This window comes from Endozoicomonas sp. (assembly GCF_031844845.1).
Classification (GTDB): Bacteria; Pseudomonadota; Gammaproteobacteria; order Pseudomonadales; family Endozoicomonadaceae; genus Endozoicomonas.
On the sequence record NZ_JAVRMB020000118.1, the window covers coordinates 1 to 24,868 of the forward strand.

Below are 24,868 nucleotides of genomic sequence, written 5' to 3' on the forward strand. Positions count from 1 at the left end.
CGATCCCTGCGAATCTTTTTTGCGGTAGCAATCATTTCATGGAACATGGCCAGATCAAGGCCATTATGTTTCTCAGGGCGGTTCATGGTGACATAGGCAATGTGCTCCCTTACTTCACAGAGCACACGGGATTGATCAGGCATGGGTAACCTCAACAGCATCTGGTAGTTATTATTCTTGAGGGCATCATTCCATAATTCGGATGCTGTCGCAAAACATCGGTAATCAGGTGGCTGAAAAAAATTGACCCAAGAATAGTTAATGGTCGCAAAACAGACCTGCTATTGCCGTCTGGGTAATGCTGTACTGTCCATTCAGATTCCGGTACACAATAGCACTCCACACAGTGCCATTTTCCAGCTGGTACTCCAGCGCGTAATTAACACCGCTAACCACCTGGGAATGTACCGAAATAATTTTTTTCAGCTTTGCCGGCTTTTTCATCCCCTTGAGAACCAGATCCATGGCTTTTTGAACTTCTGGTGTTACTTCAGACCGGGTCCATCCACCTGGCATACTTTCCTTTGTATTGCAGATAGCCTCGGCCGTTTTATTTTCAACCGGCGGTTCTTCTTTCGGTTTATCACAGCCCGTAAGAATAAAGGCGGTAACTACAGCGCAGATCATTTTTGCTTTCATCGGATACACCCCATCTTGAACAATGACCAGATTAGTTTACTGCACAAATAATCGTTACGGGTTTGACCTGCCCGGTTTTAATGCTAAATAAGCAAATCCCGTTACTAAAAAGCTATTAAATACTTTGTTCTTTCGTGTTTTTGTGATTCAAACAACATCACAACCACTTTAGGAACTGTCCTGAAATAAGTTCCGCATTTGACGGCGACATGTTAAGGCCGTTGCTCGCTACCCGTTGCCCGCAAAAGCACAAGCGGACCCGGCTTTTTCGGGTAGCGGGCGGCGGGCGGCGGGCAGCGTTCGTTGAAACGGGAAAGTTATTAAAGGACAGCTCCTTACGCACTTTGCAGGTTTGCCCATCACCACTTATACCTTATGACTGCAGTTTGAACATTCGTCACAAGCTGCACTTTCTGTTTCTGGTCATGAGGATACCAGTATGTCCAAACGTCGCCTGACTTCTGCATCAGGATCCCCGGTTGCCGACAACAACAATGTCAAAACCGCCGGTCCTCGGGGACCGATAATGCTGGAGGATGTGTGGTACCTGGAGAAACTCGCCCACTTTGCCCGGGAAGTGATCCCGGAAAGGCGAATGCATGCCAAGGGCTCCGGCGCCTACGGCACCTTTACCGTTACCCACGATATAACGAACTACACCAAAGCCGCCCTCTTCTCGACAGTGGGCAAGGAAACCCCCCTGTTTATCCGCTTCTCCACCGTAGCCGGAGAGCGAGGTGCTGCGGATGCCGAGCGGGATATCCGGGGCTTTGCCATGAAGTATTACACCGAAGAGGGCAACTGGGACCTGGTGGGCAACAACACCCCGGTGTTCTATCTGCGGGACCCACTGAAATTCCCTGACCTTAACCATGTGGTTAAACGGGACCCCCGGACCAATATGCGCAGTAATATCCATAAATGGGATTTCTTCTCTCATCTTCCCGAAGCCCTGCACCAGCTCACCATTGATTACAGTGATCGGGGACTGCCCCACTCCTACCGCCATATGCACGGTTTTGGCAGCCACACCTTCAGTCTGATTAATAAAAACAATGAACGACACTGGGTGAAGTTTCACTTCCGCTGTGAACAGGGCATTGAAAATATGATGGACGACGACGCCATGAAACTGATGGGCATGGATCGGGAATCCTCCCAGCGGGATCTGTTTAACGCTATTGAGCGAGGCGAACATCCCCGCTGGACCCTGCAGATACAGGTGCTGTCAGAAGACCAGGCAACAAAGCTGCCCTACAACCCCTTTGACCTGACCAAGGTGTGGCGCCATAAAGACGCGCCACTGATAGATGTTGGCCACTTCGAGCTGAACCGCAATCCGGACAACTATTTTAACGAGGTAGAACAGGTGGCCATGAACCCGGCCAGCGTGGTGCCCGGCATCAGCTTCTCACCGGATAAAATGCTGCAGGGCCGCCTGTTCTCCTATGGCGATGCCCACCGTTACCGGCTCGGCGTCAACCATCACCAGATTCCGGTGAACGCCGCCAAATGCCCATTCCACAATTACCACAGAGATGGTGCCATGCGAGTGGACAGCAACAGTGGCGACAGCATTACCTATGAGCCAAACAGCTTTGGCCAGTTTCAGGAATCACCGGAAACCGGCGAACCACCACTGGCTCTGGAGGGTGCCGATGACCACTGGAACCATCGGCAGGATGATGACTACTTTTCCCAGGTGCAGGCGCTCTATAACCTGCTCAGCGAGGATGAGCATCAGCGGATGTACCAGCGTATTGCCAGTGAGCTGGTCACCATCCCCCGGGATATTGCTGAACGACAGTTAACGCTTTTTGGTCAGGTCCATGAATCCTATGAAGCAGGCATTCGTAAAGCCATGGCCATGAGTGGCTAGCACATGGTGTCAATACGTTTGAGAGGTAGGTTGGGTTGAACGGAGTGAGCCCCAACAATTTTACCGATGATCGCAGATCGTTTGTTGGGGGCTCGAATCCGCTCGACCCAACCTGCGTTACCTTTCAATTTCAATGGAACCATGTACTGGACTGGCCTGCGATAACCTTTAAACGACAACCCTGTTATGGGTGGTAAACCAGCTACCCATAACAGTTTTTAAAGTGCCTCAGCCCCGCTCAGAACAATTCAACGACGACTTTGACCTTCACCAGAAGGACTATCCTCACACAGGGTCAGAACACGATCAGGAAAAGCATTCCGGTAACAGGAAATAATATCCTGCAACTCCTTACAGGTTGCAGGCAGGAATCCCTCAACAAACCCAAATCCTTCTATCATCAAATACCTGGGCATATTGGAAAGGCGGTCATCCATCATGGCCTGTTTTATCCCTGCCATCCCCATTTCACTATGCAACAGTCCCAGCTGTTTTTTCAGGTAGGATACCAGTATGGAAACAGTTCCAGCACCCGCCAGGTCCAGCACCAGACGTTCCCGACGGCGGGACTCCGGAACCGGCAGCGAATTGGCCAGGTCATCTTCACCACGGTCTCTCAAAAATTGTGTCATAACATTTAAATAAGCGACTTCACTCACCGCCAGAAACTCTCCCTGACGCCAATGATGAACAGCCACCTGTCCCGGCAGTATTCTGGGACAGCCCCCCGAGCCGGGATAGCGTACACCACAGCTCCCTTCATTATTGACAAAGCCAACTTTCCGAGAGGCAAAGTCAACCAGATGCTGCTCTACAGGCCAGCTCTGCTGAAGAGTCCAATACAGCAGATCATCAATTTCGTCCGTTTTAATTTTCATAAATATCATATAGGTAGACTTACTTATGCGGAGGAGGGTAAATACATTTCCACCTCTAGTAAATTGATGCAGATCAAATAATATGGTTTATTTTTATAGCTTCTGGGGCTCTTTTGAAATAGTGGCTTAGAATTTAACTTTCCTGACAATTCTTTCCTTACAAAATGGATCCTTTCGGTAATAAACATGCGCAATCAACCATCAAACTGTCCCTGCTGCTCAGGAAAACCCTTTGCTGAATGCTGCAGTGTATTTCTCGAAGGAACCCCTGCCCCCACTGCAGAAACCTTAATGCGTTCCCGGTATACCGCCTACACACTGGAAAATACCGAATACCTGGTAGCAACCACTATTCCCGGACAACAAGCTCCGCTCAGGGCACAGAAGCTTCATCAACAATCTCATCCCACGCTCTGGCAACGGCTGGAAATTATTGAAACTGAAGCGGGTAAACCGTCTGACGAAACGGGCGTGGTTGAATTCAAAGCATGGTTTAAAGAATCAATATCAGGTGTTGAAAAAGCGCAGCATGAACGCTCTTCCTTTTTGAAAGAGGATGGCCGCTGGTTTTTTATCTACCCGAACCTGCCGCAGACAAAAACAAGTCAGGTGGGTAGAAATGATCCCTGTCCATGCGGTAGTGGCAAAAAATATAAGAAATGCTGCGCTCAAAACAACTAAGAATCTGTCCCAGAATAACTTGCCTTTTTTTACCACAGTACCCGAAGGACCCACAGGACCCACAGGGCCTAAAGGCATAAAGGCATAAAGGCATAAAAGGCATAAAAGACACAGAGGGATGAATAAAGGTTTTTTCTCTGTGCTCTCTGTGACTCTGAGGTGCGCAAAACGGGGGAATTATTAACGGACAATTTCTAACGGGGCTCTTAGCAATAACATAGGTAGTTACCAGCAATCAATAGACTGAAATCAAGGGATTAAACCATCAAACATGGTACTATCGCTCACCTTCATCAATCTATTACTCAAAATGGTAATAGACTGACAGGAAAATTTTCGCTTTTATCTGTTGATAACAGAGGCGATCACATCAGTCAGAGGGCGGGCAGCAGGAAAAAACTGTCCGGACTGAACCATAACAGCCATGAACGAAAAGCACGGCTTTCTGGCTCACCAGTTTCTGGTGTAACCAGCGGCGTATTTCCATGGTAAAAATAAGATTAAATCAAGAGGACTGACAATGACCCTTTTTAAAAAACTGGGATTTGCCATTCTGGGGGCAGGCATTGCAGCCATGACCTCCACTGCCAGCGCCGCCACCAATCAGCAGTTTGTCACCATCGGTACCGGTGGTGTCACCGGCGTCTACTATCCAACCGGTGGTGCCATTTGCCGTCTGGTCAACAAAGGCCGTAAGGATCACGGTATTCGCTGCTCGGTAGAAAGTACCGGTGGCTCCATTTACAACCTCAATACTATCCGCGCCGGTGAGCTGGACATGGGTATTGTCCAGTCCGACTGGCAGTTCCACGCTTATCGCGGTACCAGTGCCTTTGAAAAACAGGGTGCCAATAAAGACCTGCGCGCTATTTTCTCGGTTCATCCGGAAGCGTTCACCATCCTGGCCAGAAAAGATGCCGGCATCACCCGTTTTGAAGATCTGAAAGACAAACGGGTCAACATCGGCAACCCCGGTTCAGGTCAGCGCGGAACCATGGAGCAGCTGATGAAAGCCTATGGCTGGAACAACGACAGTTTCTCTCTGGTGTCCGAGCTGAAAGCAGCAGAACATGCCAAGGCACTGTGTGACAATAAAATTGATGCGTTTGTCTACACCGTTGGCCATCCATCCGGTTCCTTCAAGGAAGCCACCACCTCCTGCGATACCGTACTGGTTAGCGTTGCTGGCGACAAAGTGAAAAAACTGATTGATGACAACCCTTATTACCGCACCGCGACTATCCCCGGCGGCATGTATAAGGGCAATGACAAGGATGTGCAGACCTTCGGTGTTGCCGCCACCTTCGTGTCGTCTACCAATGCCAGTGATGACGCTATTTACCAGGTCACCAAAGCGGTATTTGAAGACCTCACCACCTTCAAAAAACTGCATCAGGCCTTTAGGACCCTCAAGAAAGAAGAAATGGTTTCAGATGGCCTGAGCATTCCTCTTCATGAAGGCGCCAAGCGCTACTACCAGGAAGCGGGTCTGCTCTAAGAGCCCGTAGTCCGTAGTCCGTTATCCGTTGTCCGAAATTGCGGACTGCGGACAACGTCCAGTTAGAATGCTGCCTGAATCCTGACTGACGACAACTCCACACTTTTCAATATGAATTTGAAAGACAGTGCTTCCTCATTAGGAATCTGCTGTTTTTCTCTATTAACAGGTACTATATGGAAGCAGTAAATAACAAAAAAGCAGCTGACTCTTTAACTCCAGACTCCGCAGAACAAATAGTCAGCCAGTCCGAGCAGGGTGGCCGTCAGGCTCAGGGTGTTGCCAAATGGGTTCTTTTGGGTACGGCGCTTAGCTGGTCTCTTTTTCAACTCTGGAATGCCTCACCACTGCCTTATATTTTGAAATTTGGCATTTTTAATGATGGTCAGGCCCGGGCTATTCATCTTGCCTTCGCCCTGTTTCTGGCTTTTATTGCCTTTCCAGCCAGAAAAAAATCCATCTCTCATAAAGAGTCTCATCAAGTACCTGTCATCGACTGGCTGTTTGCCCTGACGGGCAGTTTCTGTGCCGCTTATCTCTATATTTTCAGTCAGTCGCTGGCCACGCGCGCCGGTGCTCCCATTACCATGGACCTGGTCACCGCAGGCGTCGGCATGTTGCTGCTACTGGAAGCAACCCGCAGAGCATTGGGCCCACCGCTTATGATCGTCGCTGCGGTGTTTATCATGTATGCCTTTGCCGGCCCTTACATGCCGGATGTCATTGCCCATAAGGGCGCCAGCCTGAACAAAGCGCTTTCACACTTATGGATCACTTCTGAGGGTATTTTTGGCGTCGCCCTGGGGGTATCCACCAGCTTTGTTTTTCTATTTGTATTATTTGGCTCGCTGCTGGAAAAAGCCGGTGCCGGCAACTACTTCATTCAAGTGGCCTTCTCACTGCTCGGCCATCTGAAAGGCGGGCCGGCCAAAGCCGCTGTGGTCTCTTCTGGCCTCAGTGGTATGGTTTCCGGCTCTTCCATTGCCAACGTGGTGACTACCGGCACCTTTACCATTCCACTGATGAAGCGGATTGGATTTCCCGCCTATAAAGCAGCCGCCATTGAAGTAGCAGCCTCAACCAATGGACAACTGACGCCACCTATTATGGGGGCCGCGGCCTTTTTGATGGTTGAATATGTAGGTATTTCCTATATAGACGTCATACGTCATGCGCTTTTGCCCGCCGCCATTTCCTATATTGCCCTGTTTTATATTGTGCATCTGGAAGCACTGAAAGCGGGAATGCAGGGACTCCCAAGAAGCGTTACCCGTACTAAAACACAAGCGCTGATGTCGTTTACCGGTTCTTTTGCCGGACTGTGTCTTCTGGGCGCCGGTGTTTATTACGGCGTCGGCTGGACCCGGGAATATATGGGCGATTATGCCCTCTGGATTATCACTGCCGCACTTCTGGCCAGCTATCTTGTTTTGCTCAAAGTTGCTGCCAGTCAGCCAGACCTGATCACTAATATTGAAGATGAAATTCGCTCAACGCCGGTACCGGGCCCAACCATCAAACGCGGCCTTTACTATTTACTGCCGTTAGTGGTTCTGCTCTGGTGTCTGACCGTTGAACGTTACTCTCCCGGACTGTCTGCTTTCTGGGCGACGATGGTGATGGTCTTTATCACCCTCACCCATAAAACGCTCATTGACCTTTTCCGAAAAGAGCAAACCATCACGCACCTGATGACTGGCTTTTATGACCTCATCGACGGCATGACCACCGGCGCCCGAAATATGATTGGTATCGGTGTCGCCACCGCCACGGCGGGTATCGTGGTGGGTGTAGTAACACTGACGGGCATTGGCCTGGTAATGACGGAATTCGTCGAGTGGATTTCAGCAGGCAGTATTATGCTGATGCTGTTGTTTACCGCCATCATCTGTCTGGTACTGGGTATGGGGCTGCCAACCACGGCGAATTACATTGTCGTGTCGACACTGATGGCACCGGTTATTGTAACGCTCGGTGCACAACATGGTCTGATCGTCCCTTTAATAGCGGTTCATCTCTTCGTCTTCTACTTCGGTATTCTGGCTGATGATACTCCGCCGGTAGGGCTTGCTGCTTTTGCTGCTGCAGCCATTGCACAATCTGATCCGATTAAGACAGGTATTCAAGGCTTTATCTACGATATTCGCACCGCTATCTTGCCGTTTATGTTCATCTTCAATACAGAGTTGCTGCTCATTGGCGTTGACAGCATTGTGCAGTTGAGCATTGTCGTCTTTGGTGCCATCGCCGCCATGCTGGTATTTGCCGCCGCCACTCAGGGACATTGGCTGGTAAAAAACCGCTGGTACGAAACACTGGGCTTGCTGCTTATTGCCCTCACTCTGTTCCGTCCGGATTTCTGGTGGGATAAAGTGTATCCACCCTATGAAACCTTTGCCGGTAATGCCATTGTCGCCCAGGTAGAAGCGTTACCGGATCAGGCTGATGCCCGGTTCTGGGTCTCTGGTGAAACGCTGGAAGGTAAACAGATCAACCAGATGGTGGCTTTATCAGCGGGAAATCAGGGCAGTGCTGATGAACGTTTCCGCCATATGGGGCTGGACGTGTTAACCGATAACAATGAACTGATCATTGACATGGTTGATTTCAACAGTGAGGCACAGGAGGTTGGTATCGACTTCGACTGGCGCATTGACCGAATGGAAGTGCCTGCCGAGCGCCTGCCAAAACAGTTGACCTGGATCCCGGCACTGCTCCTTTTGTTATTCTTATTCCTTGGGCAACGTCGTCGGACTCAAACGTAGCAGCCGAAGGATTGGTTGTTCGTCGGTTCCCTGAACGGGGAACCGACCAGAACCCCTGGCCAGGCTTTTTCCTGAACAGGGATTCTTCACTTTCTTCTCGTGAGCCAGAAAAACCGCCCGCAATTTAGATGATTGATATGACAGTTATCTTTTAAATTCAAATACCTAACAGCCCTGTTAGGGTAAGACTTTTCGATCACTGATACATTACCCTCACCAGTCTGAAGAAGATGCCAATTAACAGCAGATGGATTTGTCATGAATTAACTGGTCATCTACAGCTGATATAGGGAGATATCGTGATGATGAAGGCACAGAAATCACAAGTACAGGGAAACCCAATACTACATAATTCTGTTCCCGGCAAAGAAGGATGCTTCAACATTTGCTGGCAGGCCATTAGAAAAAAATGATCTGAAAAACCAGCTTAACACTTGTAAAGAAAATGCAGAAAAAAGAACGAAACTGCTACAACAATATAAGATCACCAAACAAGAGATCAAAAACTATATTCGCGACCATATCAAATGTGGTGCCATAGGTGGTGCCTTAGGTTGTGGCGCACTCTTATTCGTATGCTCAGTACCTATTGTAATGACGATGGGCCTTGCGGCTATTCCAATCGCTGTCCTGGGCGTTGGTGCCGGGGCCTGTGTCTATGCCACACTGTTTGGGGTAGCCAGCTCCCTGGAGGCTCGCCACATAACGCCCGTTGATAATGCAAATTTGAGACTGAGATCTGTGAAAGACAAACTTGAGGCTTTCCACCACTGGCCTACGCCAGATGATTTGTATACGAGAGTCATCTCTCGAATCAATGACGCCAATAATAAACAATGCTCGATTAAGCATTTAAGCAAAGAAGGCCTTACAGTCGATAAATATATTGAATATAAAAAAAGTATTGATCTCCAGGTTAATCTTATAAAGGACTCTTCAGACAGCGATAAAAAAGCACAGGAGTCAGCTCTCCTCTCCCTGCTAGAAGCACTGAATAAAGCAATACAACGCCAGCAGGAAATAGACAAACTGACCACAGAAAAGGATATTCTAATAAATGATATAGCGATTTTAAAAAATCCATGAATACCCCGATCGTTGTAATGAGTTAACTCTTATTGCGTAGTGCTTAAATAGCAACCAGCCCTAACGAGAAATGTATGGGACGGTTGCTAGCAACAGGACACTCATATCATTCAGAAAACCATCACTGGAATGAATATGGGCACTTATTCAGGTGCCTTTTTCTTTTCTTTTATTTATATTCTTTATAAATAATGGTTATGACGGTTGATCAAAATGCTCCACCAGCTGCCCAATAAACTTTTCCAGCCGTTCAATATCCATATCCGCGGTCAGTTTCAGCAGAAACCCCACCAGGTCCACCAGCTCAGGATCCTTTTCAAAAGGACGAAGCGCCCGTTCAAGACACTCAAGATCACCCTGCTCAAAAGCGGAGACAATGGCGTTAATCAATGCTTCCAGATGCGCCCCCCTGAGTTTATGAAGCAGCGCCCTTTCGTCCCACTCAGGCCGTGGCGACGCAGTAACATAATCAAGACTCAGTAAATGACCAATCTTGTCAAACATCAGACCGGCATCCAGCGGCTTCCCGATATATTCATCAAATCCCTGGTCTAACAACCGCTCTCTCGCCTCATGACTGACACTGGCCGTCACGGCTACCGCCTTTAAGCCACTTTTCCCCAGCAGCCTGCGTATATGTTTGATCGCTGAAACACCATCCATAACCGGCATGGAGATATCCATTAAAATCAGGTCATAATCTGTTTTCTTCACAGCCTCCAGTGCCTGAAGCCCATTATTGGCCATATCAACCCTGAAACCGGCAGAACCCAGCAAACCCGCAATCATATCCCGATTACTTTCAACATCATCAACCACCAGAACCCGAATACCCTTATATTCCCCATCTAATTGAACATAAATCGAGCCTGGCAACAGGCGCTGATGCTCTGCCAACGCCTCAAAACTTCCTTTTACCAACGGTAACCTGAAGATAAACTGGCTCCCCTTACCCGGCTCACTATACACATCAAGACGCCCCCCCATTGCTGAAACCAGCCTTCGACTGATGGCCAGGCCCAGGCCAGAGCCACCAATCTGAAGCCCAAGATGCACCTGACGGAAAGGCTCAAAGACTTTTTCCAGATCCTCCGATGCAATGCCCACCCCGGTATCACAAATTTCAATAACAATATCTTTACGCTCGACAGAAACCCGACACTCAACCCAACCCTTAACGGTGTATTTGACCCCATTGCTCAACAGGTTCAATAGCACCTGACGAACTTTGATTTCATCCAGCATAACGATGTCCGGTAAGGGACCAATAGGCAGCAAACGCAACTCAAGCCCCTTGCTGGTAGCCCGTTCCATCAGAATGTTACGAACGCCTCGCAACAGCTCCAGCAACCGGACTGCAGAAGGGTGTAATTCAATTTGACTGGATTCAATTTTGGTCAAATCGAGAATATCGTTAATCAGTGAAAGCAAGTGTTGGCCACTGGCCTCTATGGTATTCAGACTCTTCCTCTGGGGAGAAGACAGAGACAGATTCCTCAGCAGTAACTGAGCATTCCCAAGCACACCATTAAGAGGTGTTCTCAATTCATGACTCATATTGGAAAGGAAAAGACCTTTGGCCAGGTTGGCCCGTTCAGCCTCTTCTTTGGCGGTCATAAGCTCCCGCTCAATTCGTTTTCGCCCGGTAATGTCACGAACTACCATGGAGATCAGTAAACCATCATCCGTTTTCAAAGGATTACTGGTAATTTCTACCGGAAAAACCCGCCCTTTCCGGTCAATTCCCCTGGACTCAAAACCAACCAGACATAACTGTCCCCAGCTTGCCTTATTAAGATCACCTAACAGTGGATGGCCACTTCTGTTTTCGAACGGCGTAAGCAGGCTCAATGGCATATTGACAAGGTCTTCCCGGTGATACCCAAAAAGCTCTTCTGCCCGGCTGTTCGCCATACCAATAATGCCTTCCGGGGTGGCAATGATCGTCGCATCCGGTGCACTATCGAGGAGCAGTTTAAACTTCTTGGTATCGCTGACCCGATCGGTAATATCATTGGCCAGGCCTTCTGCCAGATATTGCCTGCCCGGCAAATCGCCCATATCACTCCAGAATATTTCCAGCCGGCGAATACTGCCATTGAGATGTCGGATATCAAGCTCAAATGTATCCCCCCATCGCCCCTGCCTTGCTTCCCGAAACTGGTCCCGAAAGCGAAATTTACTGTCCTCAGTGGCCAGATAACCAATAAGCGGTTTGAGAAATTCACTTGGCGTGTAACCTAATATTGCTTCAATTGAAGGGCTGACATGGGTGACACAGCCATCCTTGTTAAGGTTGAAATAGAAATAGTTACCTCTCAGTCGCTCAAGTAAATAGCCAATATTACTGGTTCGAGCCTTATGCAGCGCTTTTTCCCTGTCTGCCAACTTGTTAACCAGCTGCTGAAAACTTTCCGTCAGGCTACCAATCTCATCCCGGCTGATACGGGTAATATCCGGTTTGACCTGACGGTAGGTAAAATCATCCATGGCCCGTTTCAGGCGAATAATGGGACGGGTAATTCGAACGGAGACCAGACTGGCGCAGGTAAATATGAGCATTAATGAGAGTATCATCAGCAGCGCATTGACCCGGGCCTGCTCCATCACCGGTGCCAGCACTGTCTTTCTGGGCGCATAGCTGATCATCCACCAGGCAGCGGACTTAATGGGAGCCCCCATCAGCCAGTACTCGTGCTGCCGCACCGGAACCCACTTATTGCGAAAGGTAGGCTCACCCTTTTCGATCAGCTCTTTCAGGTCATTCCACATGCCGGGTGAACCGTAGTAAAACTGGCTCTGGTGAAGGCTGTTTAACTGGTATCGTTTTGCGGTTTCGCTGTCCGTCTGAAGATATTCACCGGCACTGTTAACAATAGAAAAACTGGCTTTACCGGTAATATTGCTGACCAGCAGATGACGAAAATCCGCAAGATTGATATCCATCCAGAAGTAACCCTGGAGGGTATTTTCTGAGAAAACCGGAACGATATAACTGACAGTCCATCCCTGTTCGGCAGAACCCCGTGGTGAGGTCCAGAAACCGGCTTTCTGCTGCCCTTGACTGGCCCACCAGAACTGGGCAGGAAACAATCCGGTATCAATGGTTTCATCCAGCTGCGCCTTACCACCCTTCATGTGGGCATGAAACACATCCCAGTGCTGAAAACTCCCGCCCAGCTTCACGTATGTAAAGCCTCTGACCAATGGATTTTTCTCAGCAAGATCGGCAAGAAATTCTCTGATCATACCATGGTCAGTAATGGGTATCCGACCCAACATTCCGGCCATAAAAGAGGTCATTGTCATCAACTGCCGGGTATGGCTATCTACTTTACCGGCATTATGCCAGACCTGCTCAATCAACCCTTTAGCAACCGCATCCGTAGACTGTTTGAGAGAAAAATAAAGATGGATGCCAAAAATCAGGTTGTAAAGCAACGTGACAGGTACAACCGTAAAGAAAATGATTTTCTTTCTAATCGAAAATTGCACTGGATTCACTGCACACGGAGACAACGAACGCTAAGGATAGACCAGCATTACAGCAATGAAACCAGGAGGCGGTTCGGGAATGGACCAGTTCATCCTTTCAATGAGATTGACCGGTGACGCAGGTTGGCTCGAGCGAATGCGAGCCCCAACACAAACCCTCAGCAGCAAAAAACAATTCGCAAAAAAACGGCACCGGCAATTCAGACTGTAAATATTTAACGGCTGTTTATGGAAGGTGGCGAGATTTGTTGGGTCGAGCGAATGCGAGCCCCTGAAAAATCAACGCTTCAGAATATTCTGACACTGAAAAGCAAAGCCAGTAAGGGGAGCACTAAAGCTATCAAGATCAAAGGGTGCACCCGCCAGCCAATTGGCTGCATTCCCTGTCGTCAGCAAGGCAGGCATTCTTTGTGCGATCGGGGCTAACTGAGGCATGACAGGCATGGTCAAAACAGCACAGGAGTCAAAAGCAAGCGTACTATCCACTGCATATCGTTCCCAGAGACCCGCCATCAGTATCAGCGAATGGTCCCTTGCCCCAATTTGCCATAACTGACGGCGGTTCTCTGAAGCGTTACGTCCATGAGAAGCGTTACGTCCATGAGAAGCGTTACGTCCATGAGAAGCCTTAAGCCCATGAGAAGCCTTAAGCCCATGAATAGGCATATGCCATTGATAGTAGCTATCTGCCAGGATAAGGCACCTTCTGTCAGACCAGGCACTGCTGAACATTCTCATGTCAGGCGCGGTCTCAACACGGGCATTAATCTGAACACGGGAAAAATCTTTCAACCATGAGGGTGCAAGCCCCCACTTTGCCTGAACCAGTTCCGGAATACCCTGATCATTATTACGCACCAGCCATACCTGCTGGCCCGGAGTCACCTGCTGAACCGGCTTTTCAACTAACGTTTCTTTCAACCCAAGAAAACCGAGGTTCACTTTGGACACGTTGAATGAGTAACGACTGCACATTACTCATCATCTCCCAACAGTGGTTCAGCACTCAGGTACTCGTCAATCAACTGTTTCGCAAGACCGGCATCTTCTTCATTTACATAGAGCCCCAATAATCCAATGGCAGGCAACTCACCCACCGCACCGATCAGATCAACACCGGCCAGGTGACAGAATATACGACGACTCTTCAGCATATCTTTCAGACACTGAGCCTCAATCAGGTTTGCTGGGCTATATACTTTAATCATTTCAGATAGAGTGTCTCCAATTGTGTCACCAGCTCTCTGGCTTTTTCCAACTGCACTTTATTGAGCATCGTTACTAATCCGGCTTTTTGTGTCTCCGCTGAAGAAGACATTTTTGATGGTTTATGCAGGCTGAGTTCAGTCCACATATAAGCAGCAATCAGGTTACGATCGGTTCCTTCACCCTTTAAATAGGCTCGCCCCAGCTCATACTGAGCTTCCGGGTTCAGCCCTTCCCGCCCAGCGGCCTGCTCAAAGTATTCAAACGCCATGCTGCTGTCCTTACCGGTGCCAGCAAGCCCATCACGATAGGCTCTCCCTAACCAGAGCCAGGCTTCAGACCGAGCCCCCTGATTACCCTGACTGGCAATCCGCTGCAAGTCCCTGATCGCTTTAGCAGCGTTCACTCCCTGTTCTGACTGCAGCATTTGAATGGCTTCACTTAACTGTCCCTGAACCCTACCTGAAGCAGGTTGCTCTTTATGCACGACGACATCATCAGCAGGTGTCGAAGACCATGCCGGTCCGGCAACGGAAGCCAGTACTACTATCACCTTAACAGCAACCCCGACAGTACATCTAAACGGCTTGTACATGAACAACCTCTGCCTTTCCGGCTTTTTATGGTTACATTAAGCGACACTGCCTATACAGACCAGCAATCAATCAATGTAATATAATAACCTGGTGATCAATAATGATTTTTTAACGGCTTTTTAATAACACTGGCACCCATGGACGCTTTTGACGATATCCGCCCTTACCACGACCATGAGGTCAGACCAACACTCACACGTCTGTTGCAAAACAAAGACCTCCTCAGCGTTCTGGCACAACATCGCCACCCTGACTTAACCCGGCAATTTCCCGGCATCATGATCTGGCTGATGGCCATGATTCTGAAGTATAAAACACGACACATTCACAATGTCAGGGACTTCCAGGGCATCATCGAACCGTACCTGACCCGGGTGATCAAAACAACCACCCACAAGGTCACCTTTTCGGGTATGAAGCATCTGAAAAACGATAAAGCCTGTCTTTTTCTGTCAAACCATCGGGATATTGTTCTTGATCCTGCCCTGGTGAACTACGCCCTCTATCAAAATGGTATGGAAACCTGCCAGATTGCCATTGGCGATAATCTGATCAAACGTCCTTATGTCAGTGACCTGATGCGTCTGAACAAAAGTTTTATTGTAAAACGCTCACTCACCGGCCGCCGGGAAAAGCTGACCGCTTTCCAGAACCTGTCTGCCTATATCCATCACTGCATTGATTCCGGCCAACCCGTATGGATAGCCCAGAGTGAGGGCCGCGCAAAAGATGGCAACGACCAGACTGACCCGGCCATCATCAAAATGTTTAACGTCAGCCGTCGTAAAAAGCAAACCTCTTTTGCTGATAACATCCGTTCACTGAATATTGTGCCAGTCTCCATTTCCTACGAGTTTGACCCCTGTGACTGCAATAAGGCCCGTGAACTCTTTGAAAAACAGCAGACTGGAGAGTATCTGAAAGCGGATGATGAAGACCTGAAAAGTATTGTCATGGGCATTGAGGGATACAAAGGACATGTTCATGTTGCCTTTGGCAAACCGCTGTCCCAAAGCCTTGAAAATGCCATTGAGGTAGCCAGAGAAGTCGACCACCAGATCCATCATAACTACCAGCTGCAGCCATCCAATCTCTTTGCCTGGGAAGCCATTGGCGACAACGTCATCAAACAGGAACCCGCAATACAGGTTCCTGATATTGCCACGCTGTTTCCGAATGTCGACCTGAATAAGAAACGTGATGAGTTTACCCGACATCTGGAACGCTGCCCGGAATTACACCGCCCGTGGTTTTTGAAGATGTATGCACAGCCGGTCATTAACCGCTTCCGGTATGGGTCGTAAATAACTGTGGATTTGTCCCTGAATCATTTACCTGTTTGCGCCGCCCGCTGCCCGCCACCCGTTGCCCGAAAAAGATAAGACGCATGCTTTATACGGGCAGCGGGCAGCATTTCATTAAAGGATCACGCCTAATCAGGTTCAAAAAAGTGATTTATAAAATCTGTGTGATGGTTCCTTCACTATTCCTGGAACCCGTTAAAGAAGCGATGTTCATGGCTGGCGCAGGACGTTACGGACCGTATGATTGCTGTTGCTGGCAAACCCCGGGAACAGGACAGTTTCGCCCACTGGAGGACAGCCAGCCATTTTCAGGAAAACCGGGTGAAATACACAGTGAAGAAACCTGGAAAGTTGAAATGATCTGCGAGCAACGATTTTTAAAGCAGGCGATTCAGGCTCTCCGCCAGGCTCATCCTTATGAAATGCCTGCCTTTGACCTTTACCCGGTCAGTCTCTGTGCTCCGGTGGAGTGACATACTCCAGCCTCATCGGGAATAAACCCGCCTGCCGATCTTCAAAGTAATGGCGCAGGGTGCGGCCGATAGTAGAAAAAGCCAGCTGATCCCAGGGGATCTCATCTTCAGCGAACAGGGCAACCTCTTCACTCTCTTCCCCGGGAGCAAAGTCAGGATTCTCCAGCTTTGCCAGAAAAAAAGCCGACACATGCCCAACATGCACCACATTAAACAGCATATACAGTGACTCAATGGTCACATGAGCACAGGCCTCTTCCATGGTTTCCCGTGCAGCGCCTTCCTCCATCGTTTCCCCCAGTTCCATAAAACCACCCGGCAATGTCCAGTAACCTTTTCTGGGTTCAATGGCCCGTTTACACATCAGGATTTTATTCTGGTAAACCGGCAGGCATCCGGTAACTACCCGGGGATTTTGATAGTGAACCGTTTGACAGTGGTCACACACATCCCTGGGGCGATGATCCCCTTCAGGAACTTTTTTTTGCGTCTCATGACCGCAGACACTGCAGTAATGGATAGAGATTCCTGTCATCAACCTTCACTCCTTGTTTCTGGCGGACTGTTTTTTGGGGAAGCGATTTCAGAGTAACAAACCCACGGGCATGAACAAACTGTTTACTCTGAAAATGCCGCTATTTCGAGTTCCGCTGCCCTTTCCATGGCTTGGGGGGGGGAAACTGCCTTCTCTGCATGGAGAGTTTTCACAGAGAGCCGCTCATGGCTGTTTTCACTGGATAAATTCTGTTGAGCTACATATGATAAATGTAAATCCCACACAAGGATGCCGCTGCAGTCACTATTATGTTAGATCAGGTTGAAAACAGGCTGCTCAACCACCAGCCAAGAACAATAAATGCCGAACTGCCCGAGGCCGCAGTTCTGATCCCCATCACGGATGCCCGGGAGCCGGAACTGGTGTTCACCCGCAGGGCAACTCATATGAACACTCATAGCGGTGAGGTAGCGTTTCCCGGAGGCAAAAGAGACCCGGGCGACCATGACCTGATCGCCACTGCCTTGCGGGAATCTTTTGAAGAAATAGCCCTCCCCCCGGAAAATGTCAGAGTCATTGGACAGACCGGCTCGGTGATTTCCCGCTTTGGTATTGAAGTCACACCTATTGTCGGAATTATCGAGGCTGACACCCCTCTCAAAGCGAATCTGGCCGAATTGGATCGCATATTCAAAGTCCCTTTGAGTTACTTCCTTGATGAGCAACACCTGACGTTTAATCACTGGAAAATGCGTAATCAGGACTATCAGATGCCATCCTTTTACTATGGGGAATATTTAATCTGGGGACTTACCGCTGTGATGCTGGTTGAATTTCTCAATATTACCCTGGATACCAAGATCCCACTGGACGCCCCCCAGTTCAGCAGCCATTTTCAGAAGCGACAGGCATAGGCAAGCTGAACCGGGAAGTGAGAATTATTGATCGGCGGTGAACATTCGAACAGACTTGATCCGGTTATCCTTAACCTGAAGAATCTCAAAGCGATAGCCTTTCACCTTCCAGCACACACTGGCATCGGGAATCACCTCCATCTCCTCGGTAATCAGGCCGTTGATGGTACGGGCATCCCCTGTTGGCAAGTCCCAACCCAGTGCCCGATTAACATCCCTGATGGAAGCCGAGCCATCAATGATATAAGTGCCATCGCCCTGGGGCGTAATATCCTGACTGCTGTCAGAAACATCCGTGGTGAAGTCACCCACGATCTCTTCAAGAATGTCTTCCAGTGTCACCAGCCCCATGACATCACCATACTCATCAACCACCAGCGCGGTTCTCTCCCTGACTTTCTGGAAGTTAAACAGCTGAGTATGAAGTGGTGTTGACTCAGGAACGTAATAAGGATCCACCGTTTCCTGCAACAGGGTCGCCTTATTCACCTCTTCCAGGGTCAATAAGCGGGCAATTTTCCGCATGTGCAACATGCCGATAATATTGTTGATATCACCGCGATAAACCGGCATCCGGGTATGCTGACAATCCCTCAGCTGATGGAGGATCTCTTTAATATCATCTTCGATATCAATACCGGACACTTCATTTCTCGGCACCATGATGTCGTCGACACTCACTTTCTCCAGGTCAAGAATCCCCAGCAGCATGCCACGACGATTGGTCGGTAACCGCAGCCCGGACTCATTGACCAGAGTGCGGAGTTCCTCGCTGCTTAACTGGTGTTCGCCTGCCTGCCCCGGACGAATGCCAAAGGGGCTCATTAACAGAGCGCAAATCCAGTTAACCAGAAATACCACCGGGTAAAGAATTTTCAGTAGCGGAACCAGAATCATAGACGCAGGAAAAGCGACTTTTTCCGGATACATTGCCGCAATGGTCTTAGGGGTCACTTCCCCAAAAATCAACACAACAAATGTCAGGCCAAGGGTAGCGATGGCAATACCGCTGTCTCCCCAAAACCGAACCGCAATAATCGTTGCCAGAGCCGAGGCAAGAATATTGACAAAGTTATTGCCAATCAGAATGACACCAATCAGCCGATCAGGCCGGTCCAGCAAACTACTGGTTCTTTTGGCTGCACGATTTCCCTTACGGGCAAGGTGCCGTAGACGATAGCGATTAATCGCCATCATGCCGGTTTCAGAGCTGGAGAAAAATGCAGAGAGCAGCAGGAGAAAAACTAACGCGCCAATTAACGCGCTCAGAGGTGCTTCACTCAAAAAGTTGTCGCCTTTTGTCAGAACAAGTGTGAGTACAATTATTCATTTTACTCACTTAATGGTAAAGCCCCAAGCCCGATCGTATGGAACAGGCATTCAAAAGCACGACTGACCTGAAACCACGCAATCAAGCACAAATCTGGAGCCAAAATAAGCAAGAATAAGAAATATAAACCCTGCCAGAGTCCACCGAACGGCCGTCTGGCCTCGCCAGCCAAAACGCCAGTGACCGATCAGCAGTGCCACAAACAGACACCAGGCAGTAAGGGACAATACCGTTTTATGAACCAGCTTCTGGGCAAACATATCTTCCAGAAAGAGAAAGCCACTACCCAGGGAAAGCGTCAGAAGAACCACCCCCAACACCAGGAACTCAAACAACAGACGCTCCATGGTTTGTAAAGGTGGCAATGTTTTCATGGTATGCCGATGAGTACGAAGCTGATGCTCCTGGTAAGAGAGAAGAATCGCCTGAAATGCAGCAACCATCAGAATGCCATAGGCCATGACTGAAAGAAGAACGTGGGTTACCATGTAAGAAGCCGGGTTCCAGACGATATGCTCAACCGGCGCAAGCAGAGCAAGCACAATGGCCAGCATACTGACCGGAAGAATCATCACCAGAAGACATTCGGAAGGTTTTTTCAGACTGCTCAGCAATACCATCATCGTCACCATCATGGCGGTGAGTGACCCCATGGTGAACACACCAAGATTAATACCGTGATCCGTATGAATAGAGATATAAAGAGCAACCACATGAAAAACAAGGCCCAGGGTGGTTATCAACAGAACCAGTGATTTGGAGACTTCACGCCCACTGTTCCGTAACCCCTGTCCAACCGTGCCTGCCAGATAGCAACCAAGCGCACCCATACTGACCAACATGACACCCATTAGCGAAGCCTGTTATCCCCAATAGCCGCAAAAAAATCAGAAGCCGCAGGCCTGTTCGGCGCAAAGGCTTCGGCAATAAAACCGCTCCGGCAGTTTGTCATATTCAGCAGGACTAGACAAACAACCTTTAACCCTGTCCATTGAAATGGATGCCGCTTTAGCCATGATTCCTATACAATGGTTAATATTTTTTGCCGTTAACCGCATAAACACCTAGATCAGGGTAATTCCCAGAATGTTCGAAAATTTAACCGAACGCCTCTCCCGTACACTTAAAACGGTTACCGGAAAGGCCAAGCTGACTGAAGACAATATCAAGGACACCCTGCGCGAAGTGCGCATGGCACTACTGGAAGCAGACGTTGCCCTGCCAGTGGTTCGCGAGTTTATCGATCGCATTAAAGAGCGAGCTGTCGGCAAGGAAGTACAGTCCAGCCTCAGCCCGGGACAGGCCTTTGTCAAAATTGTCCAGAATGAACTGATTGAGATCATGGGTTCGTCTAATGACGAACTGAACCTCGCCACCCAGCCACCGGCCGTTATTCTGATGGCCGGTCTACAGGGCGCCGGTAAAACCACCACCGTTGCCAAGCTGGGTAAATGGCTGCAAGAGCGCCAGAAAAAATCGGTAATGGTGGTCAGTGCGGACATCTACCGTCCTGCGGCTATTAAACAGCTGGAAATGCTGGCTCAGGAAACCGGGCTGAACTTCTTCCCATCTTCCTCCGATCAGAAACCCGTAGACATCGTTAACAGCGCCATCCACGAAGCAAAAATCAAACACGCTGATGTTTTGATCGTCGATACTGCCGGTCGCCTTCACATCGACAACGATATGATGGCTGAAATCCAGCAACTCCATAGCGCTATCAACCCGATTGAAACCCTGTTCGTGGTTGACGCCATGACCGGCCAGGATGCGGCCAATAGCGCCAAGGCCTTTGGTGATGCCCTGCCGCTCACCGGTGTCATCCTGACCAAAGCCGATGGTGATGCCCGTGGCGGTGCGGCGCTCTCTGTTCGTCACATTACCGGCAAGCCCATTAAGTTCATCGGTATGGGCGAGAAGGTCGATGCCCTGGAGCCCTTCCATCCGGATCGTATTGCCTCCCGAATTCTCGGCATGGGCGATATTCTCTCCCTGATTGAAGAAGCCGAACGCAAGCTTGATAGAAGCAAAGCCGACAAACTGGCCAGCAAGCTGAAAAAGGGCAAGGGATTCGATCTGGAAGATTTCCGCGACCAGCTTCAGCAGATGAAAAAAATGGGCGGACTCAGCGGCATGATGGATAAAATGCCGGGCATGGGCGGCATGAGCCAGCAGATGCCTGGCCAGATGGACAACAAAATGTTTGACCAGATGGAAGCCATCATTAACTCCATGACTCCGGGCGAACGAAGCAACCCCGACATCATGAACGGCTCCCGAAAGAAAAGGATTGCCGGCGGCTCAGGCACCCAGATTCAGGACATCAACCGGCTCATCAAACAGCATAAGCAGATGAGCAAGATGATGAAAAAAGTCACCAAAAAAGGCGGCATGAATAAACTGATGCGTGGCATGTCTGCAATGAAGGGACAGATTCCGGGTATGGGTGGTATGATGCCTCCTGGTGGTGGTAAGAAGTTTCCGTTCTAAACCCCCCAAGATTAATTCAGTATGGAAATTGGACTTGAACCTGAAAAAGGGCAGGTCCGATAGCCCCCAACCTCAAAGATACCGCATTTCGCTTATCTTCCAGGTTTGGGCATTAAGCGAAACACCACTATCCCTGACGTAACGAAAGTAAGATTAAAAGAAGCCGCTTCGATCAATACTTCAGACAGTTTTTACCCGGGGATTCCGAGGCTGTGGCGTTACAGGGTATTTTTAAGCAACTCTGCGCTGACCGAGACTTGCTATTAAATACCAGCCCTTACTCGCAGGCCTTGCCCCACGTGAATTGCGTTCTTGAAACACTGTCCACAGTATTGTTCAATCATTGCGTAACTAATATTGGGTCAAACATCAACCCCAAGCGTGCTGCCCTTAATCCTGACCTCTGTTTCCTTGCGGCTGGGTGGTTCAAATTCGAACAAATCGGTGCTGGCAGTCCGGGCCAGACATGATGGCAGATAGCCTGTCACTGGTGTGTTTTTCTTTTTTGGTTCAATACCGTCATCACGGCTCAAACGCCCCGGGAGGAGAGGACACCGGGTACGTTCGCCCGTCTCAATATCCCCGAGACTGTTCGAGCGGCCTCGGAATGATGGCAACAGGGAGGAAGCAGATTTTTCTGCCATGGCATCCGATGCACCACAGCTTGTGACGGCCTCCAGTCTCTGCCTGTTCCAGAGTTTTTTCCCGTAGAAAATCACGCCGCAAACAGCGGCCAGCCCGAGACACGATAACCCCAGGATTGCTCCCACGCCTAACGAGGTACTTCTAACGATTTCAGCAGGGGATTCTTCTTTCGGATATTGTGGATATGTTAGTAATGGGAATGGTTTCGTATTATTTTGTATTGATGAATCAGTCCCGAATTCCCTGTCGAACTCTGCAGCGGTGGTTAGCTCAGTAGTGGTCGTCAGCTCAGTAGTGGTCGTCAGCTCAGCAGTGGTCGTCAGCTCAGCAGTGGTCGTCAGCTCAGTAGTGGTCGTCAGCTCAGTAGTGGTCGTCAGCTCAGTAGTGGTGGCCGGCGGCCGGTTCCGTTCCGTTAAGTAGTCCTCGCAATGTTTAATAATCTTACTATGATCATCCTCGAAGCGATCGAAGCGATCTCTTATGTCTTGAGTAGCATGATTGTAGAGCCTTCTCACTTTACTATCATCACCAGAGTGTGAGCTATTAGGCGTTCGTTTTTTTGGTATTAATAGGTTAACTGCTGGTTCACCATTAACATATATTGCTGCCTCTGCGTCTGTAAAACTCGTGCTATACCTCGGGCAATAATTTGCATCTGAGCGGTTGAGCCACTTATGGTGCCGACAAACAAAAGCCCCTCTAATATATTCCCTCCCAGTAGTAGGTAATTTTTTTAAGTACACAAAACGGTCTCCACGCCAGGCATCCTTTAAATCACTGTTGGACTTATACGCCAAAGGACTTGAAACATCGACATCATTAAAAGCATCATCACTGTCGAATTTATAACGATTTATAGCGGCATACAGGACTTTCTCTGCAAAAAACCAACCTATATCCAATGCATTTTCAACGGGCACCATACCCGCCGCATTAAATGCGTCATTTGCGTCAGTATCCAAAAGATCATTGGCAAAATAAACCGGCAACTGCTTATCAAAACTACCAGCCAGCATTCTGAGAGTTGATACCTTGTAATTTTCACATAACTTGTCACCGCCAGTCGATGGCCTGGCCACACCTCCACGGCTGACCAGGTATACATTTTTATTACTATGGAACACTTGCGATATGGTGCTAGCCATCGTCACATCCGTCATCATTGTTTGAAAGTCGTCGACCCTAGCAGCGTTCGCAGTAGTAGTAGCGTAAAAAAACAGTATGCACCCCACTTTGGTCAGAGAAATACAGCTTAACCCCGGCTTCTGAACCATGTCGCAGACCCGACCAGCCGTATTATTGAAAAAATGTTCAGTTCTGCATGCTGCCGCCTTAACCAGTGGATTAGCACCACTGAATAGCAGCAGACTTTCGGCAGGCCTGGCGGCGCAGTTTAACACATAGTCAACCGGTGCCATCGCTGTATCGATCGCCTCGATACAGGGCTTCACAAACTGATCTGTCTTATCTGCCAACCCTTCCAGTGATGACTCAACTACCAGGTAAACGCATTGTTGTGCAGATGACAGGGTGTCAGCAAGACGATTGAACAAGGACTTACTGCGAAAGGGCTGACTGCCCGTGTTTGTCTCTCTGGTACCCACATCGGGTTGTGATGATGCTTTGCAGTACAGGGCATTGTCCTCAACTGCATTAAGGGTGCGTCCGCCGGTCCTGGCAATCCTTCGAGTGGTTTGACCCAGGTTACGATCATTAGACGATGCGGTGGATACAGGTATCGAATGATTAGTCAACATAAATGGATTACCTTTTATTGCTCAGAAAGTCATTGCGTACCCGGACAACGGAGATATCTGCACCTGTTATATGAGGTCGGTGGGATGTCACCCGGGCAGAATAAACAACGTCATCCATTACTGCCGGTTAAGGACGACACCGGTGTCGTAGCCCCGGGAGGCACCGGTAAATCTTCACTTCCGTTCTGTTCAAGTACCCTGATAATCTGATCCCATTCCGCGACTTCATTTTGCCTGCTGGCTAATCTGGCACTGGGGATACAACCTGCCAACCGGGGGTGCGATGTTTTTTTTCGTTGGGCCAGTGACAGGGGGCTGTCATTGTGGCAAGAAAATATTCGTCGGGCATAAACCAGCTTCTTATCGCTGGCTACTGCCAACAACCGGTAATTACCTTTGTCACTGACCGTTGCCCCAGCGCTAACCAGTATGCTTACCGCCTCGACATTCCTGTGCCAGACCGCATAGATCAGTGGTGTAAAGCCAAACGGATCCTTTATGTTTGCCTGAGCGCCGGCCTCCAGAAGAACCTGGATAATTTCTGCCGGGACGTTATGAATGGTGGCAAACGCAAGGGGAGTGAGCCCGAAACTGTCCTTCGCATGGACGTTCGCATTGTGGGCTAATAGTTTTTCCACACACGGTTTAATTATCTGTTGATTTGATTTCCGCAATGTCAACATTAAGGGAGTTTCGCCTTTCACTGTTTTAGCATCGACTAGTGCACCATGCTCCA

The 24,868-nt window shown here is 49.1% G+C and carries 20 protein-coding genes; 9 read left to right on the forward strand and 11 right to left on the reverse strand.

Translation table 11 applies throughout. The features are described from left to right. Positions 1-258: 258 nt before the first annotated feature. Positions 259-639 carry a cystatin domain-containing protein gene (locus RM811_RS05605; RefSeq protein WP_402521654.1) on the reverse strand — a complete coding sequence of 127 codons (381 nt, stop codon included), beginning with the start codon at positions 637-639 and terminating at the stop codon, positions 259-261. Positions 640-1,078: 439 nt separating this feature from the next. Here RM811_RS05605 and RM811_RS05610 point away from each other — a divergent pair, with 439 nt between their 5' ends. Continuing rightward, positions 1,079-2,518 carry a catalase gene (locus RM811_RS05610; protein WP_402521656.1) on the forward strand — a complete coding sequence of 480 codons (1,440 nt, stop codon included), beginning with the start codon at positions 1,079-1,081 and terminating at the stop codon, positions 2,516-2,518. A 248-nt stretch (positions 2,519-2,766) separates the two neighbouring features. On the opposite strand, the gene RM811_RS05615 is transcribed toward RM811_RS05610, so the two are convergent. After that, positions 2,767-3,396 (reverse strand): hypothetical protein, encoded by a 630-nt coding sequence (locus RM811_RS05615; protein ID WP_402521658.1) that lies wholly within the window; start codon positions 3,394-3,396, stop codon positions 2,767-2,769. A gap of 186 nt (positions 3,397-3,582) precedes the next feature. Here RM811_RS05615 and RM811_RS05620 point away from each other — a divergent pair, with 186 nt between their 5' ends. The 4 genes from RM811_RS05620 (at position 3,583) to RM811_RS05635 (ending at position 9,426) form a co-directional block, all read left to right on the forward strand. After that, positions 3,583-4,077 (forward strand): YchJ family protein, encoded by a 495-nt coding sequence (locus tag RM811_RS05620; RefSeq protein WP_402521660.1) that lies wholly within the window; start codon positions 3,583-3,585, stop codon positions 4,075-4,077. A gap of 520 nt (positions 4,078-4,597) precedes the next feature. Beyond that, positions 4,598-5,575, forward strand: a complete 978-nt coding sequence (locus tag RM811_RS05625) for a TAXI family TRAP transporter solute-binding subunit (protein WP_402521663.1) — start codon at positions 4,598-4,600, stop codon at positions 5,573-5,575. Positions 5,576-5,751: 176 nt separating this feature from the next. Further along, positions 5,752-8,340 carry a TRAP transporter permease gene (locus RM811_RS05630; RefSeq protein ID WP_402521665.1) on the forward strand — a complete coding sequence of 863 codons (2,589 nt, stop codon included), beginning with the start codon at positions 5,752-5,754 and terminating at the stop codon, positions 8,338-8,340. A 594-nt stretch (positions 8,341-8,934) separates the two neighbouring features. After that, positions 8,935-9,426: a hypothetical protein gene (locus RM811_RS05635; protein ID WP_402521667.1), complete on the forward strand. Its 492-nt coding sequence runs from the start codon at positions 8,935-8,937 to the stop codon at positions 9,424-9,426. 195 nt (positions 9,427-9,621) lie between these two features. Here RM811_RS05635 and RM811_RS05640 read toward each other — a convergent pair whose 3' ends face one another. The 4 genes from RM811_RS05640 to RM811_RS05655 all read right to left on the reverse strand — a co-directional run bounded on the left by RM811_RS05640 (position 9,622) and on the right by RM811_RS05655 (position 14,722). Beyond that, positions 9,622-12,921, reverse strand: coding sequence for a PAS domain S-box protein (locus RM811_RS05640; protein ID WP_402521670.1), 3,300 nt, complete (start codon positions 12,919-12,921; stop codon positions 9,622-9,624). A gap of 279 nt (positions 12,922-13,200) precedes the next feature. After that, entirely contained in the window at positions 13,201-13,896 is a 696-nt protein-coding gene (locus RM811_RS05645) for an SOS response-associated peptidase (protein WP_402521671.1), read from the reverse strand. Next, a complete protein-coding gene (locus RM811_RS05650; RefSeq protein WP_402521674.1) occupies positions 13,896-14,129 on the reverse strand; it encodes a putative signal transducing protein in 234 nt (77 codons plus the stop codon). Before RM811_RS05650 ends, RM811_RS05645 begins: the two co-directional genes overlap by 1 nt. Next, positions 14,126-14,722 (reverse strand): tetratricopeptide repeat protein, encoded by a 597-nt coding sequence (locus RM811_RS05655; protein ID WP_402521676.1) that lies wholly within the window; start codon positions 14,720-14,722, stop codon positions 14,126-14,128. The genes RM811_RS05650 and RM811_RS05655 overlap by 4 nt, the downstream gene beginning before the upstream one ends. A 138-nt stretch (positions 14,723-14,860) precedes the next feature. On the opposite strand from RM811_RS05655, the gene RM811_RS05660 reads away from it, so the two are divergent. Together RM811_RS05660 and RM811_RS05665 are read left to right on the forward strand one after the other, a co-directional pair. Next, positions 14,861-16,027 carry a 1-acyl-sn-glycerol-3-phosphate acyltransferase gene (locus RM811_RS05660; protein ID WP_402521678.1) on the forward strand — a complete coding sequence of 389 codons (1,167 nt, stop codon included), beginning with the start codon at positions 14,861-14,863 and terminating at the stop codon, positions 16,025-16,027. A gap of 146 nt (positions 16,028-16,173) precedes the next feature. Then, positions 16,174-16,500 carry a hypothetical protein gene (locus RM811_RS05665; protein WP_402521680.1) on the forward strand — a complete coding sequence of 109 codons (327 nt, stop codon included), beginning with the start codon at positions 16,174-16,176 and terminating at the stop codon, positions 16,498-16,500. Here RM811_RS05665 and RM811_RS05670 read toward each other — a convergent pair. Further along, positions 16,475-17,035: an NUDIX hydrolase gene (locus RM811_RS05670; RefSeq protein WP_402521683.1), complete on the reverse strand. Its 561-nt coding sequence runs from the start codon at positions 17,033-17,035 to the stop codon at positions 16,475-16,477. The genes RM811_RS05665 and RM811_RS05670 overlap by 26 nt on opposite strands. A gap of 269 nt (positions 17,036-17,304) precedes the next feature. Here RM811_RS05670 and RM811_RS05675 point away from each other — a divergent pair, with 269 nt between their 5' ends. Then, a complete protein-coding gene (locus RM811_RS05675) occupies positions 17,305-17,910 on the forward strand; it encodes a CoA pyrophosphatase (RefSeq protein WP_402521685.1) in 606 nt (201 codons plus the stop codon). Between the two features lie 24 nt (positions 17,911-17,934). Here RM811_RS05675 and RM811_RS05680 read toward each other — a convergent pair whose 3' ends face one another. Both RM811_RS05680 and RM811_RS05685 read right to left on the reverse strand, forming a co-directional pair. After that, the gene (locus RM811_RS05680) at positions 17,935-19,194 is read right to left on the reverse strand and encodes an HlyC/CorC family transporter (protein ID WP_402521687.1); all 1,260 of its coding nucleotides are present in this window, start codon (positions 19,192-19,194) and stop codon (positions 17,935-17,937) included. Positions 19,195-19,290: 96 nt separating this feature from the next. Further along, entirely contained in the window at positions 19,291-20,091 is an 801-nt protein-coding gene (locus RM811_RS05685; protein ID WP_402521689.1) for an inner membrane protein YpjD, read from the reverse strand. A 235-nt stretch (positions 20,092-20,326) separates the two neighbouring features. On the opposite strand from RM811_RS05685, the gene ffh reads away from it, so the two are divergent. Then, positions 20,327-21,730: a signal recognition particle protein gene (gene ffh / locus RM811_RS05690; RefSeq protein WP_402521691.1), complete on the forward strand. Its 1,404-nt coding sequence runs from the start codon at positions 20,327-20,329 to the stop codon at positions 21,728-21,730. Between the two features lie 362 nt (positions 21,731-22,092). On the opposite strand, the gene RM811_RS05695 is transcribed toward ffh, so the two are convergent. Together RM811_RS05695 and RM811_RS05700 are read right to left on the reverse strand one after the other, a co-directional pair. After that, the gene (locus RM811_RS05695; RefSeq protein ID WP_402521693.1) at positions 22,093-24,132 is read right to left on the reverse strand and encodes a hypothetical protein; all 2,040 of its coding nucleotides are present in this window, start codon (positions 24,130-24,132) and stop codon (positions 22,093-22,095) included. 110 nt (positions 24,133-24,242) lie between these two features. Continuing rightward, a partial coding sequence (locus RM811_RS05700; RefSeq protein WP_402521695.1) for an ankyrin repeat domain-containing protein occupies positions 24,243-24,868 on the reverse strand: 626 nt, incomplete at its 5' end.